General features: G+C 37.0%; 15 protein-coding genes. 8 read left to right on the forward strand and 7 right to left on the reverse strand.

Going from position 1 to position 17,042, the window contains the following annotated elements; translation table 11 throughout:
- Positions 1-129: 129 nt before the first annotated feature.
- The 3 genes from AAHB15_RS19030 to AAHB15_RS19040 form a co-directional block, all read right to left on the reverse strand.
- Positions 130-606, reverse strand: a complete 477-nt coding sequence (locus AAHB15_RS19030) for a hypothetical protein (protein ID WP_335573318.1) — start codon at positions 604-606, stop codon at positions 130-132.
- Between the two features lie 1,198 nt (positions 607-1,804).
- Positions 1,805-2,308, reverse strand: a complete 504-nt coding sequence (locus AAHB15_RS19035; protein WP_342043082.1) for a phage tail protein — start codon at positions 2,306-2,308, stop codon at positions 1,805-1,807.
- Entirely contained in the window at positions 2,295-2,774 is a 480-nt protein-coding gene (locus AAHB15_RS19040) for a GyrI-like domain-containing protein (RefSeq protein WP_342043083.1), read from the reverse strand. The genes AAHB15_RS19035 and AAHB15_RS19040 overlap by 14 nt, the downstream gene beginning before the upstream one ends.
- Before the next feature lie 109 nt (positions 2,775-2,883).
- Between AAHB15_RS19040 and AAHB15_RS19045 the strand changes: the two genes are divergently transcribed.
- The 4 genes from AAHB15_RS19045 to AAHB15_RS19060 all read left to right on the forward strand — a co-directional run bounded on the left by AAHB15_RS19045 (position 2,884) and on the right by AAHB15_RS19060 (position 7,396).
- On the forward strand, positions 2,884-3,846 hold the full coding sequence (locus AAHB15_RS19045; protein WP_342043084.1) for a helix-turn-helix transcriptional regulator: 963 nt from the start codon (positions 2,884-2,886) through the stop codon (positions 3,844-3,846).
- A 365-nt stretch (positions 3,847-4,211) separates the two neighbouring features.
- Complete coding sequence (locus tag AAHB15_RS19050) at positions 4,212-4,790, forward strand: biotin transporter BioY (protein WP_342043085.1); 579 nt, start codon at positions 4,212-4,214, stop codon at positions 4,788-4,790.
- A gap of 49 nt (positions 4,791-4,839) precedes the next feature.
- Positions 4,840-6,306 (forward strand): AMP-binding protein, encoded by a 1,467-nt coding sequence (locus AAHB15_RS19055; RefSeq protein WP_335575850.1) that lies wholly within the window; start codon positions 4,840-4,842, stop codon positions 6,304-6,306.
- A complete protein-coding gene (locus AAHB15_RS19060; protein WP_335575852.1) occupies positions 6,302-7,396 on the forward strand; it encodes an acetyl-CoA C-acyltransferase in 1,095 nt (364 codons plus the stop codon). The genes AAHB15_RS19055 and AAHB15_RS19060 overlap by 5 nt, the downstream gene beginning before the upstream one ends.
- Before the next feature lie 202 nt (positions 7,397-7,598).
- On the opposite strand, the gene AAHB15_RS19065 is transcribed toward AAHB15_RS19060, so the two are convergent.
- Positions 7,599-7,826: a hypothetical protein gene (locus AAHB15_RS19065; protein ID WP_342043086.1), complete on the reverse strand. Its 228-nt coding sequence runs from the start codon at positions 7,824-7,826 to the stop codon at positions 7,599-7,601.
- 177 nt (positions 7,827-8,003) lie between these two features.
- Here AAHB15_RS19065 and AAHB15_RS19070 point away from each other — a divergent pair, with 177 nt between their 5' ends.
- Entirely contained in the window at positions 8,004-8,897 is an 894-nt protein-coding gene (locus AAHB15_RS19070) for a LysR family transcriptional regulator (RefSeq protein ID WP_342043121.1), read from the forward strand.
- Positions 8,898-8,998: 101 nt separating this feature from the next.
- Here AAHB15_RS19070 and AAHB15_RS19075 read toward each other — a convergent pair whose 3' ends face one another.
- The 3 genes from AAHB15_RS19075 to AAHB15_RS19085 all read right to left on the reverse strand — a co-directional run bounded on the left by AAHB15_RS19075 (position 8,999) and on the right by AAHB15_RS19085 (position 12,537).
- Positions 8,999-9,802, reverse strand: a complete 804-nt coding sequence (locus AAHB15_RS19075; RefSeq protein WP_335571875.1) for a 3D domain-containing protein — start codon at positions 9,800-9,802, stop codon at positions 8,999-9,001.
- A gap of 283 nt (positions 9,803-10,085) precedes the next feature.
- Complete coding sequence (locus tag AAHB15_RS19080) at positions 10,086-11,795, reverse strand: GMC family oxidoreductase N-terminal domain-containing protein (RefSeq protein ID WP_342043087.1); 1,710 nt, start codon at positions 11,793-11,795, stop codon at positions 10,086-10,088.
- 10 nt (positions 11,796-11,805) lie between these two features.
- Entirely contained in the window at positions 11,806-12,537 is a 732-nt protein-coding gene (locus AAHB15_RS19085) for a hypothetical protein (protein ID WP_342043088.1), read from the reverse strand.
- Positions 12,538-12,720: 183 nt separating this feature from the next.
- Between AAHB15_RS19085 and AAHB15_RS19090 the strand changes: the two genes are divergently transcribed.
- From AAHB15_RS19090 to AAHB15_RS19100, 3 genes are all read left to right on the forward strand, one after another.
- The gene (locus AAHB15_RS19090) at positions 12,721-13,215 is read left to right on the forward strand and encodes a CBO0543 family protein (protein WP_335571872.1); all 495 of its coding nucleotides are present in this window, start codon (positions 12,721-12,723) and stop codon (positions 13,213-13,215) included.
- Between the two features lie 1,271 nt (positions 13,216-14,486).
- Positions 14,487-15,893: a glycoside-pentoside-hexuronide (GPH):cation symporter gene (locus AAHB15_RS19095; protein ID WP_342043089.1), complete on the forward strand. Its 1,407-nt coding sequence runs from the start codon at positions 14,487-14,489 to the stop codon at positions 15,891-15,893.
- A gap of 149 nt (positions 15,894-16,042) precedes the next feature.
- Positions 16,043-17,041, forward strand: a complete 999-nt coding sequence (locus AAHB15_RS19100) for a LacI family DNA-binding transcriptional regulator (protein WP_335571870.1) — start codon at positions 16,043-16,045, stop codon at positions 17,039-17,041.
- The last annotated feature ends 1 nt before the right edge of the window (position 17,042 follow it).

Here is a 17,042-nt window from a genome sequence, read left to right on the forward strand (position 1 = left end):
CTAGAATATATTTCCCTAAGGAGAAAGTTGCTATAACTTCAACAAATGATGATGTAGAGAATTTTGGGGATATATTAGCAGTTTAAGGTGCCCAGGTTTATACTATAGGTACAGATGACCGTTCGAATGTTATTTATGCGCTTTGGGCTGTTTGAACACTTCATCCTGCCACAGTTGATACAGATAGATGATAAACGCAAAACCGACCATCATAGCAACAACAGCTATTGTAGACAAAGTCGATTCACCCGAAACAAGTCCCATCCGTTGCCCTACCGGGTAAACTAAGTACATAAATAACCCGTCCAAAAGTATATTGACAGTCAAGTACATCCAAAATTTTCTGAAAGTAAAGCGGAATATCCAAATAACTATAACTAAATATGCTCCATACACCCAAGGAACCGGGGCGACTTTATCCCACCCGAACAAACTGGAACCTGTCTCTTTCCACCATCCGTAATGGTAAGCCGCTTGATATGCCAAGGTATGAATAACGGTCATAAATAGAGCAACCGGCATGTATCTGCGTACAGTATCCATTTTAAAAAAAAACAAGGAGACCCAAGGCAATATAAAGAGTGACCAGAGAATAATCTGTTTCATGTCATTAATACCCCACATTAGTTTTATGTGTAGTTTTACACTCCGTTCATATATTTATTCGATTTATCCGTTAAAAGCAACTGAAACACCGACTTGGTTAAGCAGTATAACATTCCAATTGGGAATACGATTTAGAGGGTTTTATCTGAATCAAGTATTATTTCAAGTAATTAAAGGAGAAAAAAATATTGACGTCAATAGAAATGAACACAGGGATGAAAGAAAGCTTATTATCCTAAATGCAGCAAAAGAAGTATTTATTATTAAGGGATTTAATGCAACGACCATTCAACCATTCAAGATATCATCAATCACTCTGGAGTAAGCAGAGGTGGGGTATATACGTACTTTTAAAATACGGAAAAGGTGAAGTTTAGATGTTAACAAGTTTTTAAAAAAATATCCCAAAATTTTTTAACACTTCCATCTAAAAAATGAATAATATAAATTGCGTAATGGGCATTTATAATGGATTTGAGATAACCCTTAAATTTAAGGAAAGGATTATGTTGCCGTGATGAATGAACATACCAGGAGCCAAAATATTAATATCTCTCAGCAACCCAGACCATCAAGCACTGAACCAGCGCCAACATCTGTTACTGTCCCTGTCACTTTTCCTTTCACTACAGGACCAGCACCTTCAAAAACGAATGAAATAAGTATAGCTAAAGTGCTTGCAATTATAGCAGGAGTTTTTTTCCTTGTTGGCTCTGGCCTTTTCTTGCTTACTGCCATATTAGATTAAAGTTGTAGAATGGATTCGATCATCAAATCTTTTGACATTAAAGGTACAATTGTCGGGTGATAACTTAAGACGGACCATCAAGGGATAAATTACTGTATTTGTTGGCAACAACACTTTGATTGAATTTTTCCTAGGCTTTCACACTGTTAGTACTATAACTTTGAAGGGTTTGAATACACCCTTTGTGATAGTATTAGTAACCATTGTAAAACCTCATTTAGATGTGTTAAGGTGAACCGTATTATAAGTAAATGAGGTTTTTGTGGAAAAAGTAACAGCACCCTCTAATTTGATGGAAAGGTGCTGTTGTGTTATTTGAATGTTTAGATGAACATTTGATGCATGAATGGTTGTTTTTGCTCTTGCAATGAATGTAGCTTTCAGTCAGGATTTCTTATTCAAATGAGGAAAAAGGATGGCTGAATTTCTCCACTTACGCATATGCTTACTTTAATATTCTCCTTTAATGACAAAATACGAACCCCGAATGGTTCCAGCTAGTTTAGACTTCTGTCTAGCAAACTTAAACTTCCCTTCTAACTCCTTTGGTATCTCCATCCCCTCAGAAAGCTTAAAACCCACAGCTCGCTTCGGCTTAGGGCCATCAACCGTATACATGACGTTGACCTCAAGACCATCCTCATAAAAGACGTAGGCCATTTTGATATTTTCCACTTGAAAACGTGACGTTTCTAAGGGTTTGGCTGCAAACTCAATATCACGTTCTTCTTTCAAAATTCGACTCACATAATCAAGTGTCTCGCAGGACTCACTAGCTGGTACAACCGTAAATTCATGCTTGTATTTGTTCATAAAATAACGGGCTTCATTGGCACGTAAACCAGCAAGCGCTTCTGCTACAGGTGAAGACTCTAAACCAACCGTAGACACATTTTTAAAATCAACGATATAGGACAATTCCATCCCTCCTTTTATTTCTTTATTTCCTAACAACTGGAATCCACATTTCACCAAATACTAAGCCGTTTCGTTGCCCCATCTCAACCGTTGCATTTGGCCCGCCAACATATGCAAAATTCTTTGCTTCTGGCAAGACTTGACCAAAGGCAATTCCAGTAAGTTTATTACTCAACTCACCAGCCGTCTTATCTTCCCCTTTAACAACTAGGTAATCTCCCTTAGGAAATTGGATAACTCTGGATTCTTCTGGTAGCGATGCCTCTGTCATGACGCCAGCATAATGCATCATCTTGTTATTCACCGCCTCATTCACGGCAAAAATGTAATCATTCGTGGCTATGGCTTTTAACATGTCAAGTCTTCCATCTTGTTTGACGGCCGACCAAAAGTCTGCCTTTTCTTTGTTTATGCCAGCAAAGTCGGTGTAATCGCTCTTAAGCTCAGTTCCAATCCCTAAAACGGTAAAGCTTTCTTTTTCTTCTAATGTATAATTTGCCATCTTAAAATCGTCCTTTATTTAAAATTTATCAAATGATTTGTCTTTTCACTTGATAAGTTTATAATAGTCTTTAATCATGTCAAAAAGTGATACTGTTTAGGAGGTCCCGATGAAAAAAGTTGAACGGATTAATATCATCATGCGGTATATTAACAACCGATCCCACTTTACAATTTCTGAGATCATGCAAGAATTTAACATCTCTCGTTCGACAGCTATTAGAGATATCAGAGAAATTGAAGCCATGGGGATGCCGCTTGTCGCTGAAGTTGGAAGGGATGGGGGTTATTTTGTCATGAACAACTCTGTCCTGCCCACCGTTCGCTTTACTGATAATGAGATCAAAGCTCTTTTTATTGCTTTTATGGCTACAAGAAATCAACAACTCCCCTATCTAAAGAGTCGTCAGTCTTTAGCTGAAAAATTATTAGGCCTCATCTCAGAAAACCAGCAAGATGACCTTGTTCTTTTAAATCAAATCTTGCTTTTTGAAGGGACCAACCCCAATAATCCCGACCTGCTTGAACTGTCAGACCTACCCCATCCTATGTTAGAAAAACTCATCCACATCCTTCTTTCGGATCGCTACTTATTGATTACCATCCAAGAAAGGAAGGTAATCAATTCATATCCAATTCTTCTCTTGCACCTTTATCGTGAAAAAGGCAGTTGGCTGATTGATGGCTTTGATGTAAAGGATGAAAAGAGGAGGATTTTCCCTGTCGACAATCTCACCAATGTCGAACCATACCCTATGGAAAAAAGGTTAAGTAAGAAAAAGATCCTAGAAAGACTAAGGAAGCAGGAAGAAGTAATCAACCTTGTCCTTGAACTTGGTCCAAAGGCGATTGCCCAGTTTAAAAAATACCATCCTTTAAAAGTTTCAATTTCCTATACGAATCCTTACCAAAGCACAGCCATTCTAAAGACTTTTATCAATGTCAATAATTCAGAAGAATTGAACGAAATAACAAATTGGCTGCTTTTCCTAGGCGAGGATATCAAGGTTAGGGAAGTGCCAGAAGAAATCTTAGAAGGTTTACAAGAGAGATTATTCCTATACTGCCCATAAGCAGTGCCAGTTAAAACCTCTAAATTTTGAGTTTGCCCAGTTGCCAGCCCCCCTCTATTTGCACACCCACAAGAGATAGAGGGTTCTGAATCTTGAAAATACTATAAGAGGGTAATAGTATTTTATCAGTACTATTCTTTATTGAATTTCTAATAAATCCATTTTGGTAAACAAAGCTTAAACCTCATTTACATGAATACTGAATTTCCTTGCCGGTAAATTTCCCATTAATAACAAATCGGATACTATTTTGAATAAAAATATTTTAAGTGTTAACCGTATTTAGAATTAGGTTGACATTTAATTTGAGGTTCATTATTATCAAAGATGTAAATAGTACATATTGATTATTAGGAGATATAAGAATGAAAATTAAAGAAATTACTTTTGTAGCTGTGTTTGCCGCTGTCATGGGTGCTCTAGGAATAGTTCCGCCTATTATGCTTTCTTTTACACCAGTTCCCATTACATTACAAACTCTAGGTGTCCTTCTTGCGGGAGGGGCATTGGGAGCAAGATTAGGGGCGATGAGCCAAACGATCTTTTTATTACTTCTCGCTGCTGGAATGCCTCTTCTATCTGGAGGAAGAGGTGGACTAAGTGTATTTGTCGGACCAAGTGTTGGTTATATAATTTCATGGCCTATTACAGCTTTCTGTATTGGTTATCTACTATCACGTTTTCAAACTTTAAAAATACAACATATTTTATTTATAAATCTGACAGTTGGAATTCTATTAATCTATTTAATTGGAATTCCTGTCCAGGCATTTATGATGGGCATTCCTCTTTTAAAAGCTGTTCAGTTAAGTTTAATTTATATCCCAGGGGATGTCTTAAAAGCCATACTAGCTTCTATTTTAGTTTACAGACTAAGAAAACACCCAGTTTTTTCACGCTCATTAGCAACAAGTTATTCCAATAACTTATCTAAAAATATCTAAATCTTAAGAGGCACCAAGATGTGTCTCTTTTTTATAGGGGAGAGATATCATGGGAAATATTACAGAATCATATAAGACTTTCGCAAAATTATCCCCAGAAAAAATCGCAATCCATACGAATCATCAACAAATCAGTTATCAAGAATGGTATAAATTAATCAATCAAACAGCGAACTGGCTTCATTCTCTTCATTCAGAAAATAAAACAATAGGCATCCTTTTGCCAAACGGTATCCCTTTCCTACAGCTCTTTGCAGGAGCCGCCAAGGCAGGATGGATTGCCGTTCCATATGATTTGAAATGGAAGATAACCGAATTGGAAGAAAGGGTAATACTTTCGGATCCATCTATCATTGTCACAACTAGAGAAATTTACTCTCAAATCAAACAAAGTATTCCTAATGTAATGATTTTGGATGATAGTTTACAGGAAATCTATCAGTTCGATCCTACAACTGTATTGAAAACGGAAGGAAATCTGCCTTTTTACATTGGATTTACATCTGGTACGACTGGAAAACCAAAAGCATTTGTTCGCTCCCAAGATTCGTGGGTGGCTAGCTTTGATTGCAATCGTTTTGATTTCGGGTTAGATGAATCCGATCAAGTTCTTATTTCTGGTGCCTTAATCCATTCTCATTTTCTGTACGGAGCCATTAGCATTTTGTATTTAGGTGGAACCGTCTTTCTTTTAGATAAGTTCTCTCCTATTGAAGGACTATCATGGATACATTCCTTTCCAATTACAACGATATATGTAGTTCCGACAATGGTAGAAGCATTTTTGAAAGAAGGAATCCAAGTCGATAAGTCTATAAAAATGATTTCATCTGGTGCAAAATGGTCGGATAGATCGAAATTAGAAATCCGTAATATAATTCCTAACATGACTATGTACGAGTTTTATGGGGCTAGTGAATTGAGTTTCATTACTGTACTTCCTGATAGTGAAGGTATTCAGAAGGCTACAACTGTCGGAAAGCCTTGTTATGGTGTAGAGGTACAAATACGGCGTCCAGATCAGGAATTAGCAAAGCCAACTGAGACCGGAAAAATATATGTAAGAAGTAAATTGATGATAAATGGGTACTTTGATCATGATGGAAGGACTATTCATTCTATTCAAGATGAAGAGGGGTGGGCCACAGTCCATGATATGGGATATTTGGACGAAGACGGCTTTTTATATATTGTAGGTCGTGAACAAAATATGATTTTATATGGAGGCATAAATATTTTTCCTGAAGAAATAGAAAAAGTGCTTTCCTTACATCCAGATGTCGAAGAAGTTGCTGTAATAGGCCTATCAGATTCGTATTGGGGCCAGGTTGTTGCTGCGGTAGTGAAAGGAAAGTGTAGCCAATTAGAATTAAAAAGATTTTGTAGGGCTCATTTATCTTCTTATAAAATTCCACGTAAGTGGTTTTTTCTATCTGAAATGCCATATACAACGAGTGGCAAGATAGCTCGTGCCGAGCTAATAAAACGAATGAAAAAAAAGGTGGTCAATGATTAAAAGAGCGGTAATTGTCCAAGCGAAACGAACACCAATTGGAAAAATGGGTGGAATCTTACGAGATATTCAGCCACATGAGCTAGCAGCTCCTATCCTCCAACATTTAGCGAATGGATTGGAAGAAAAAATAGAAGACATCATTTTGGGAAATGTAGTTGGACCAGGTGGAAACGTAGCTCGAGTTGCTGCGTTAGAAGCAGGACTTCCTCTTTCTGTACCGGGAATCACAATTGACCGTCAATGTAGTGCAGGGTTAGAAGCGATTCGAACGGCATGTTACTTTGTCCAAGGCGGAGCTGGCCGTTGTTATATTGCTGGTGGTGTAGAAAGTACGAGTACCTCTCCATTTCCAGCTAGAGCAAGATTTTCTCCTGAAAAAATTGGCGATCCAGATATGGGGGTTGCAGCAGAATATGTGGCTGAAAAATATGCTATTTCAAAGGAAATGCAGGATGAGTATGCACTATTAAGTTATAAACGCAGCTGGGAAGCTTACGAAAAAGGATATTTTAATCAAGAGATCATTCGAATTGGCGATCTCTACCAAGATGAAGAATTCTTTAGGAAAAGAAAGATGGAAGTACTTTTAAATAGGATGAAGCCTATATTTAAAAAGAACGGTACAGTTACTGCAGCGAACAGCTGTGGGATACATGACGGGGCTTCGGCTGTACTTGTCATGGAAGAAAATATGGCATTAGGTAATGGATTCCAGCCTATTTTACGATTTTGGGATAGTGAAGTCTCAGGTGTACTTCCGAATTATCCAGGAGAAGCTCCTATTCCGGCTATTCAAGCCTTAATAAAAAGAAACCAGTTAACCATTGAGGACATTGACCTAATTGAAATAAACGAAGCTTTCTCTTCTAAGATTGTTGCCTGTACAAAAGAACTTTCTATTCCTTATGGCAAGTTAAATGTTTGCGGAGGAGCTTTAACGCTAGGACATCCTTATGGAGCTTCGGGAAGTATCATGATCACAAGGCTTTTCTACGAAGTACAAAGACGAAAGGATATCAAATATGTACTAGCCGCGATTGGAAGTGGTGGAGGAGTTGGAGTAGCAGTCCTATTCGAGGTGGTAACATGAAAACTAAGCGGAGGAAAAAAGGTTAGAATAATACTTCCAATAAAATTTTAGCAAAGTATTAAAAAATAAGAGCCTAAGATTAGGCTCTTATTTCAGTATAAGCAAAGGCACTTGACAGCCTCCATCATTCAATGGAAGGGAATCACCTAGTAACCGGAAACCTTAATTTCCACCTTCAATCCTTCCTTAGAATGAAAATATTTTAAGCTACTTGAAAACAGGGATCATTGAAATATACAACTTCAGAGAGAATGTTACAGCCCTTCATGTTTTTTAGAGCCTCTCTTGCTTCTTCTTCAGTTTCGAATTCAAACAGGGAAATGTTTGATTCTAAATAACGAGTTATAATCCACATAAAATTTCCTCCAATTTTTTTACGTTTTTTCTGTCCTGCAAACAGAATATCAATAAATATGGCTACAGAAGACATATGCTGTGTTTAACCTTAAAGATGATTTAGCTTTAATGAAGTTTCAATCCAGGGATTGAAGATATAATTATTAATTGCTACGGATTAATGATAATGCAATAATGGAAATATATAAAATGCTAAAAAATTATAATGACATATAAAAAACTTTTATATGGTAGAATTTGGGTGAATATGGTGGATTATCGTGATTGGGAAATACTGAAGGTCCTCTATAGTCAGAAGAACCTAACAAAAGCAGCACGGCTTTTGTTTATTACCCAACCTGCATTAACCAACCGTTTAAAGCACATGCAGGAAGAATTAGGTGTCAAAATAGTAACCCGTGAAAGTAGAGGAGTTCATTTTACCCCACAGGGAGAATATCTTGTTCAGTGTGCCGACGATATCCTTGCTCAATATAACAAAATAAAAGAGCATGTTAGGAATATGAATTATAACGCAGGTAATGAAGTTGTAGGAACATTGAAATTAGGTGTATCCAACTTTTTTGCTAATTATGAACTGCCCTATATTTTGAAATTATTTAAAAGACAGTATCCTCATGTGGAATTTAAAGTGATTACAGGTTGGAGTAAAGATGTAACGAAACTTATACACAATAAGGATGTTCATATTGGCTTTATTCGTGGCGACTATAGCTGCAGAGGACTGAAGAAACATTTATTATTTGAAGAAACAGTTTCTGTTACATCGAAGGAAGCGATTGATATCGTTGATTTGCCAAATCTCCCTAGAATTGACTATAACGGAGATTATTTATTAAAATCATTAATTGATAATTGGTGGGCAGAAAACTATTCACAGCCGCCTTTTATCAGTATAGAAGTGGACCAGGTTGATACTTGTAAGGAAATGGTTATAAATGGATTAGGTTATGGCTTCTTGTCCAGCCGTATTCTTAATGATATAGGTGATTTATATAAAATAGTTTTAACGGATCAAAAAGGAAATCCTATATTACGCCGAACATGGATGTATTACCATAAGGAATCCTTGGAATGGAATGTCGTGAAGGCTTTTGTAAATTTTATTGAGACATTGGATACAAATGCTTCAAAAAAGTTTTAACATGTTCATTGAAAAAAGCCCTGCAACCCCTTGTTATTTAAAAGGAGGTGCAGGGTTTTTTTAGTAGATTGAGACCTAAGGTTAGGACGGTTTTTAGCATGTTAGTTTAATATTGTTACCTTTACTTGCTTTACTCCAAAATTGATTGCATCATGCTCAGAAGGAATAAAGATATCAATTCGATTTCCTTTAATAGCTCCACCAGTATCTCCAGCGACTGCTTCACCATAGCCTTCTACATGAACTTTACTGCCAAGTGGTATAACAGATGGGTCAACTGCGATTACTTTTGCATTTGGGTTTGCTTTAAGGTCAATTCCAGTAGCCGTAGTACCAGAGCATCCCTCACACGAAGCCGTATAGGCAGTTGCTTTCACTGTAATTTCTTTTGAACTTGTATTATTTGTTGATGTAGCTGGTACAGCAGGGACACTTTCCTTTGAACTTGTATTACTTGTTGATGTAGCTGATACTGCAGGTGCATTTTCCTTATGTGCTTGGGCTGCAGGTATAGCCTGTTTTTCAGTTACAGTGTTATTTACAGTATTTAAACTATCAAAGATTAGTAGATTTAAACCAGGATGGATAAGATCGGTATGTAATTCGTTCCACTCTTTAAGTTGCGAAACAGTTATCTGATTATCCATGGAGATATCCCATAGTGTGTCACCTTGTTTAACAGTATATTGTTTTTCCGGTGAAATGGTTAGAATATCTCCGGGATGTATAAGGTCCGTAGTAAGACGATTCCACTTTTGGATATTTTCTAAAGATGTATTATTCTCACGTGAGAGATCCCAAAGGGTATCACCTTTTTGTACTGTAATGGTTGCAGCTTGTACATTAGCACTTACAGTTACTGAGAGTATTGCAACTGCTAAAATTGTTATCATTCTTTTGAGCATTTTTTTCCCCCCATGTTCTTTGGTTGCTAATTTTTCATAATAGTAACATAGATATTTCTGAAACAAAGAACAGGGAGATGTTAAATCGTTTACATCCGTGGCATTTATATTGCAATAATATTTCTAAATCAAACGAATAATTAGAAAATACTATATTTTTAAATCTTCTATCAAATCATAAGCCAATTAGTATGAAAACTAAAAAGAAGTGAATTTAAAGTAAAAAAACTGCCTCTTTTTACTTAGGTAATGATATATCTATGTGTATTATACTCCCAAAGATTCAACTAAAATATATATTCGCTAGCTTTTCAGCTGTTCGAGTAGCTAATGCTTGAGTAGTCAAAGTAGGATTAGGTCCTCCAATCCCGTTAAAATGTACACTATTATCAGCAATAAAAAGACGTTTAACTTGATAGGCTTCACAATTACTATCTACGACAAAACCCATTCGCATTGTTGATTCAATATGGGCAAATAAATGAGCTGGCCAATTGGAACGGATAATCTTCTTGGCACCAGCTTTGCGCAAAATGTCAGCGGCAAATTTCGCTAGCAGCGTCCGTTTCTGTTTATCTTCCTTGCTTGCTGTATACTGTACGATTGGAATAGGACCGTGCTCATCTTTTACTAAAGGATTAGTGGTTACACCATTTCTTTTATGAGGTTGATCATCGGTGAGAATCATCATGCTTAAAGTATTTTTGTAATGGTACATCCATTCTTTTAATTCATTGCCCACTACCCGGCCTTCTAGGTCCCAAGGTTCTTCAAGCGATTGATTATGTGCAAAATGATATCCACTATCGGTAAATCCAAAGGTTAAAGAGGAAAATAATCCTGGGCTTACTCCAGCTGGCTGGATACACCCTAGCCCTGGGTAATCTAATCGTCCCCCTGATGTAGGGCCAACAAATGGGTTTACGCTTGGTTGCCCCAATATGCCCATGAGATCCTTTTCATCAAACAAACCAGTTACCCAATCCCAATAATGGTGAGTCAATCCCCGTCCAACCCACGAATTTTGCGGTAAATTAGAATTTAGCCAAAGTCTCGGGCTTTCAATGCAGCCAGCTGCCATCACAATCACCTTGGCATACAATTCCCCAGTCTCCCCTGTCCATGTATCTCTGTACTGAACTCCGGCTGCACGAAGCCCTTCTTTAGAATGCTCTTCCGTCAAAATCTTTGTTGTATAGGTATTAGGCCGAACGTCTACATTTTTGGTTTTTAAGGCAAGTGGTATATAACTTATGTTGGTAGGGCGCTTAGCCACTTTATCAACTGATGGGCCATGCGGACAGCCATTAATACAATGACCGCAAAGCGTACATCCCTCCATTTTTGATATCTCTTCCAGACTAGTATCCGAATCCATCAACCGTTCATTTGGGTGCAGGATGGCATTTGGGTTAGGACGGTAGCCAGGAGAAGTTGGGTTTAAGGTATTCAGCATGGACCACCCGGCTTTTTTTGCCCCATAATAAAATAATTCCTCTTTTGGAGTAGTCGGAGCAGGTCGAACGGGCAAAGTATCTTCTACCTTTTCGTAGTAGGGAATCAATTCCCGATAGGAAATGGGCCAGACACCATCAATAGCCATAGAATAGGCCCGCGGTGAGTTTGCCCAGTAATGTTGTGTTGTCCCTCCTACGCCAGTTGCTTGCCAGAGAAGTCCGTTTTTAGGAAGATTTCTGTGCCAGGGTGAGCGGCGGCGATCAGCAGGACCCCAGCGAAAACGACCAAATTCATAGGAATTCATAGTATGTTCATTTTTTGTATATTGACTGCGCAATAGGTTAATATCTAAATCTTCTACACTGGAGCTGCTAATAGCTCCGTGTTCCCGATTGGGATGGGGCCATTTTTTATTCCCATACCAAGGACCTGCTTCGAGGATGAGGACTTTGATTCCTAATTCACCTAACTCTTTAGCAGCAACAGCCCCGCCGCCGCCGGCACCAATAATAATTACATCCGCATCTAAACTCATTCTTTTACCTCTATTCTGAAAATTTATCTACTAAAAATCCTCTAACTGCCCGATACCCATAGGAAGGACCTGGATAATTCAGACTCTCCCACAAAAATGGCTGTCTTTCTATACGATGATCCTCCGGGTAAGCTAATCTTGTAGATCCAAGAGAAAACCATTCTGAATAATAGCCAAACATAACCATTTGATGGAGGGAAGTTATTACATTCTTAACTAAACCACCATTGTTTCGATATGGTGGGGGAAGGACTTCTAGATCAACTTGTTGGTTTTCTAATAAGCGGATGGCTTCAAAACGATCATTAGGTGATAAAGCAGAAAAAGGACCTCCATCTGGATTAGAAGAATAATCAGGAGTTACTTTTATATTTCCGGAAGCGATTAGTTGGTAGGCGGCAATATCAAGTATTCTCGCGGTTTGAGAAGACAATGGGATGTTTTTTACACTCCATTCTCCTTGGATTGAAACAAAATGATCCAATATCCAAACCATGTAATCGTCAATTCGCAAATCCAAAGCCCCTAAGGCTGATGGAATAACCGTATCTGCAAAAGCCATAAATGCTGCTTTCGTATTTTGAAAGCTAATAGCCATTTGGATAGATAAGCTGGTTTCGGTAGATACGGATGGGGAGGGCTGTTCATCAGAATCCAGGTTTATCAGCATATTTTTGATTTGTTCAAAAAAGTGTTTTACATGTGGTTGATGTGAAAGCAGTTCATCATCTAATTTATCCATGAGAATACTTCCTCCCCTTACTAAGGTTCATTTATAAATTGGGATAGGGTTTCACCTTCTTGGAGTATCCAGATTATTATTTCTTTCTTATATCATTTTTAGACATTGACCAATTAAAAAATATAAATCAAACATCATAATTTTCTACAAGGTATACAAAATAAATTTATGGGGGTGTTAGAAATGAACGATAAAAAGATTTTAAAAATAATAACTATTTTAGGGATCGGCGGCTGGTCCTTCATATTTAAAAAAGGTCCAATAAAAGATTGGTTTCTTGTTTATTTATTCAAGACATTTATTACGACCATGATTGATGGTCCTGTAGTAAAGAAAAAATTGGTTTCATACCCATATAGATACTTTTCTAAGTTTTTTGAAACAAACATCGTGTTTGATTATGTAATATTCCCGTTATTATGTGTGTTGTACAGCCAATTTACCTATAATCTTAAGCTATCTAAAATCATCCCAAGTGTTTTTTTATTTAGTGTACCGATGACAATTATTCAATGGTGGCTTGAAAAATACACAAAATTGGTGAAATATGGTAGAAATTGGAGTCCGTTTCATACTTTGGCTGTCCTAACAATGACGTTTTGGTCATCACGTGGTTTTATTGCTCTAATTAGATTCTTAAACCGAAGAAGAAATGTTCCTCAAATGGAGGGGGAATAGCTCTAGAATGGATTTAGAAAATGATAATCTATTGAGGATTTGCAGTTGCAAAGTGCATACGAAATCATCTACAGGCTGATATGCTTGCACTTATTAAAACGATATACAAAGGTAAGTTACTAGGTTCAATTCCTTCATCACTATTAATAAAGGTCCTACTTTAATACAGAAGGGCCATGTTCATAAGAGATATATGCTTAGCATTATAGATTTGTTTAGCTGCGAAAGCGGTTGGTCAAGTTGTTTGCAGCTATTATCAATTAGACTAAAAGAAAGTTAAAGAACCCTCTCGATTACTTCATTAGATTCAGTAAGTCCAGAGGGTTCTTTGTATTATCATTTTAATTTTTTATTAACACAACTCTTAATAATTTCCTTTTATTAATTAAATTGCATTCATGCGAAAGGGAACAGAGTAACGAGGACTTGTTTAAAAATAGCCGCTTAAACAGGTGCGGTTCCACGGTGGAGATTACGACCTCGATGAGCTCTTTGCCTGGGCGGACCAGATTGTTGCTAAATAAGTTTCAAATAAGTAATGATGTTGTTTATAAATATCAAGGAATGACTTTGTAAAAAAGACAAGAAATACGTTTCTTGGTCTTTTTTTTTGCTGTTGGTTATCACTTGTACATAACATTACTGTAGAATTTTTGAATATTTATTGGAAACGCTTAAAAAATTATGAAAAACAATTGAAAGAAATTTTTTTACGAGGTATTATAAAAACAGGCGAAATGTTCACGTTAACATTTAATTAGAAGAAAATGGATAAGAGAAATAATACTGCGAAAATTGCGGAATAAAATTTTTTGATTTATTTTGTTAACGTTAACAAAACCTTTTGTAACGGATTCAGATTTTTAAAAAGGCTAAATTTACAATTAAGAAAGATGGTGAAAAACATGCGTAACTTCATAGATGAAAATTTTATTTGAAAATGAAACAGCAGTCCGAAAATGGGGAAGCGCCAAATAGAATTGAGTTTTTAGGAAAGATTGTCCAAGGCATTTGTTAACAGAATGTAAAAGAATACTTTGGTTTTGATCTATAAAAAAAGACCCCACCGATATTACTAGTATTATTGGCGAATAATATTAGTAAAGTGGGAATCTCATAAAAAATTTATCAGAACAATTATATCAAAAAGTTTCATGTCCATTCAAGATACCTAGTTTTAAAGAATGAGATATCATATAGCTTATTGTAAGCGGATTCACGTTTGGTTTTTATTAAAAATGCAGGTCCTATTACTTAAGGGTGGTGTATTTATGACAGAAAATCTTGCAAGAAAATTAAAGGAAGCTAATAACGGATCGGAACAAGGTAAAATTACCACAAAAGAGAAAGTTAGTTATGGATTTGGTGATTTTGGAAACGGATTCATGTTTGACTTAGGTCAGTCCTATTTAATGCATTTTTATACAGACATTGCTGGCATTAGCGCGGCGGCTGCGGCAGGTGTTTTTTCCATAACGAAAATTTTTGATGCTTTTATGGATCCTTTGGCAGGCTCCATTATTGACTCAAGGACACCTGGTAAACGCGGCAAATTCCGTCCTGTTATGATGCTTGCCTCTATTTTGCTGGCCGTTATGACGGTCGTTACATTTACAATGCCGGACCTATCAATGGGCGGGAAAATTGCTTGGGCGTATGGTACCTATATGGCATGGGGTCTAATCTATTCATTTACAAATGTTCCTTATGGTTCCTTGGCTTCCGTTATGACGAGGAATGTTGAAGAGCGTTCGATTATGGCATCAACACGGCAAGCAGGGTCAATCGGTGCTCAATTAGTTACTGGTGTTGCTTTTGTTCCAATCTTGATGCTATTCCCAACTCAAAAAATAGGTTATCCAATAACGGCTGCCATTATGGCATTAATCGGTGTTATTGGTTTTTGGATTTGCTATAAAAATACAAAAGAACATATTAAATCTGAGAATGTTAAGGGGAAGGAAAAGCATTCAGCGAAAGACTATTTCCGAGTTGTCTTCACAAACCGTCCATTGTGGTGCTTAATTTTAATGACTCTGTTTACGATTTCAGCAATGAATACGAATAACGCAATGATGATTTATTTCTGCCAATATAACCTTGGCCACGTAGGTTTACAGCCAATTATTAACTTCATCCAAATGGGTAGTTCAGTTGCAGGTATTGCCTTAATTCCAATGCTAGTACGCCGCTATGGCAAAAAGAAAACAGCAATGGCAGGTCTCTTAATTGGTGTACTTGCCGATGGTTTAAACTTTATTATCCCAACAAACATTTATACGTTTATTGTCTTAGTATCGATCGGTTATGCCGCTTTAGCCATTTCAAATGGTGTTACATGGGCATTTGTTTCAGATACCATTGATTATGGACACTGGCACACTGGTGTTCGAAAAGAAGGTGTTACATATGCAGCATTCAACTTCTCTCGTAAAATTGCCCAATCACTTGCTGCTCTAGTTTCTGCAGGTGTTCTTGCTGCAACTGGCTATGTTGCGAATGCTCATCAATCTGCAGGTACACTTCTAGGAATTAAGGGCACAATGACTCTTTATCCAGCAATTGCCTTACTGCTTGCTGCTATCATTCTCGGCTTACTATACAACTTGTCTGATGATAAATTCAGGAGCGTTGCTAACGATTTAAATAATGGCCGTTGGGAAAATGGAAGATTCTAAGAATAATAAGAGTGACCAATGAATAAGGACGAGGGGGTTATATCCACTCCTCGTCTTTTAGAAAAACAGCTAAGCGGCTATAATAGTATTCAATCACATGTACTCTTGGTAAAATTAGAAGCGGAAGGTTAAATAAAGGGTGAAGAAAAATGGTTACCATTAAAGATATAGCGAAACTGGCAAATGTATCCCATACGACTGTCTCCCGTGCATTAAATGACAGTCCGCTTATAAAGCCAGGAACTAAGAAAAAGATACAAGAAATAGCTGCTCAGCTTAACTACATACCAAACTTTAATGCAAAAAGCCTTGTCATGCAAAAGTCTTATACCATTGGTCTTTTCTTTACAAGTATTTCAAATGGTACATCACCTAGTTTCTTTGCAGACACTGTAAAAGGCGTTAATAGTGTGATTAATGAGAATTATAATTTATTTGTAAGAGGTATAGATGATTATCATGACTTTTCATCGATTCATCATAAAAGATTCGACGGGATTATCTTGATGAGCCAAAGCGAAGTGGATAATGCTTTTATCTATCATGTGCTTAATCAAAAAATTCCTATTGTTGTCATTAATAGAGAGGTCAACGATCAGTCTATTATAAATATCTTATCTAACGACCGGGAAGGCTCGTGTCAAGCAGTAAAGTATCTCATTGAAAAAGGCCACAAGGATATTGCGGTTATTGAAGGAATTAAGGGATTTAAATCCTCTTTGGAGCGGAGAGAAGGATATTTAAAAGCATTGATTGATGAGCAGATTCCCATTCGCAATGATTACATTGTTAACGGAAATTATGATATGGAAAGCGGATATAAGGCGATGGAAAAATTGCTGGCCTTAAAGGATCCGCCAACTGCTGTCTTTTGTTCTAATGATGACATGGCAGTTGGGGCAATCAATGCAGCTTTTGCAAAAGGGTTAAATGTACCAAAAGATATATCCGTAATCGGCTTTGATGATATTCAAGTCGCGCAATATACAAACCCTTCATTGACAACGGTAAAAAAACCGATTGAAAAGATCAGCAGGCACGGGGCGGAAAAGATCTTAGAGGCTGTTGAAAATCAAGAAATGAAGGGCGAAAAGATTTTTGTTGAAACAGAGTTAGTCATAAGAAAGTCGATTTCGGAAAAGAAATAAT

The organism is Bacillus sp. OTU2372 (genome assembly GCF_038440275.1).
Classification (GTDB): Bacteria; Bacillota; Bacilli; order Bacillales; family Cytobacillaceae; genus Neobacillus; species Neobacillus bataviensis_B.

Excerpts from the sequence above, each read along its gene's own strand:
- AAHB15_RS19030 (WP_335573318.1), bottom strand. The coding sequence starts at position 606 with ATGAAACAGATTATTCTCTGGTCACTCTTTATATTGCCTTGGGTCTCC.
- AAHB15_RS19040 (WP_342043083.1), bottom strand. The coding sequence starts at position 2,774 with ATGGCAAATTATACATTAGAAGAAAAAGAAAGCTTTACCGTTTTAGGG.
- AAHB15_RS19045 (WP_342043084.1), top strand. The coding sequence starts at position 2,884 with ATGAAAAAAGTTGAACGGATTAATATCATCATGCGGTATATTAACAAC.
- AAHB15_RS19050 (WP_342043085.1), top strand. The coding sequence starts at position 4,212 with ATGAAAATTAAAGAAATTACTTTTGTAGCTGTGTTTGCCGCTGTCATG.
- AAHB15_RS19055 (WP_335575850.1), top strand. The coding sequence starts at position 4,840 with ATGGGAAATATTACAGAATCATATAAGACTTTCGCAAAATTATCCCCA.
- AAHB15_RS19065 (WP_342043086.1), bottom strand. The coding sequence starts at position 7,826 with ATGTCTTCTGTAGCCATATTTATTGATATTCTGTTTGCAGGACAGAAA.
- AAHB15_RS19075 (WP_335571875.1), bottom strand. The coding sequence starts at position 9,802 with ATGCTCAAAAGAATGATAACAATTTTAGCAGTTGCAATACTCTCAGTA.
- AAHB15_RS19080 (WP_342043087.1), bottom strand. The coding sequence starts at position 11,795 with ATGAGTTTAGATGCGGATGTAATTATTATTGGTGCCGGCGGCGGCGGG.
- AAHB15_RS19085 (WP_342043088.1), bottom strand. The coding sequence starts at position 12,537 with ATGGATAAATTAGATGATGAACTGCTTTCACATCAACCACATGTAAAA.
- AAHB15_RS19090 (WP_335571872.1), top strand. The coding sequence starts at position 12,721 with ATGAACGATAAAAAGATTTTAAAAATAATAACTATTTTAGGGATCGGC.
- AAHB15_RS19095 (WP_342043089.1), top strand. The coding sequence starts at position 14,487 with ATGACAGAAAATCTTGCAAGAAAATTAAAGGAAGCTAATAACGGATCG.
- AAHB15_RS19100 (WP_335571870.1), top strand. The coding sequence starts at position 16,043 with ATGGTTACCATTAAAGATATAGCGAAACTGGCAAATGTATCCCATACG.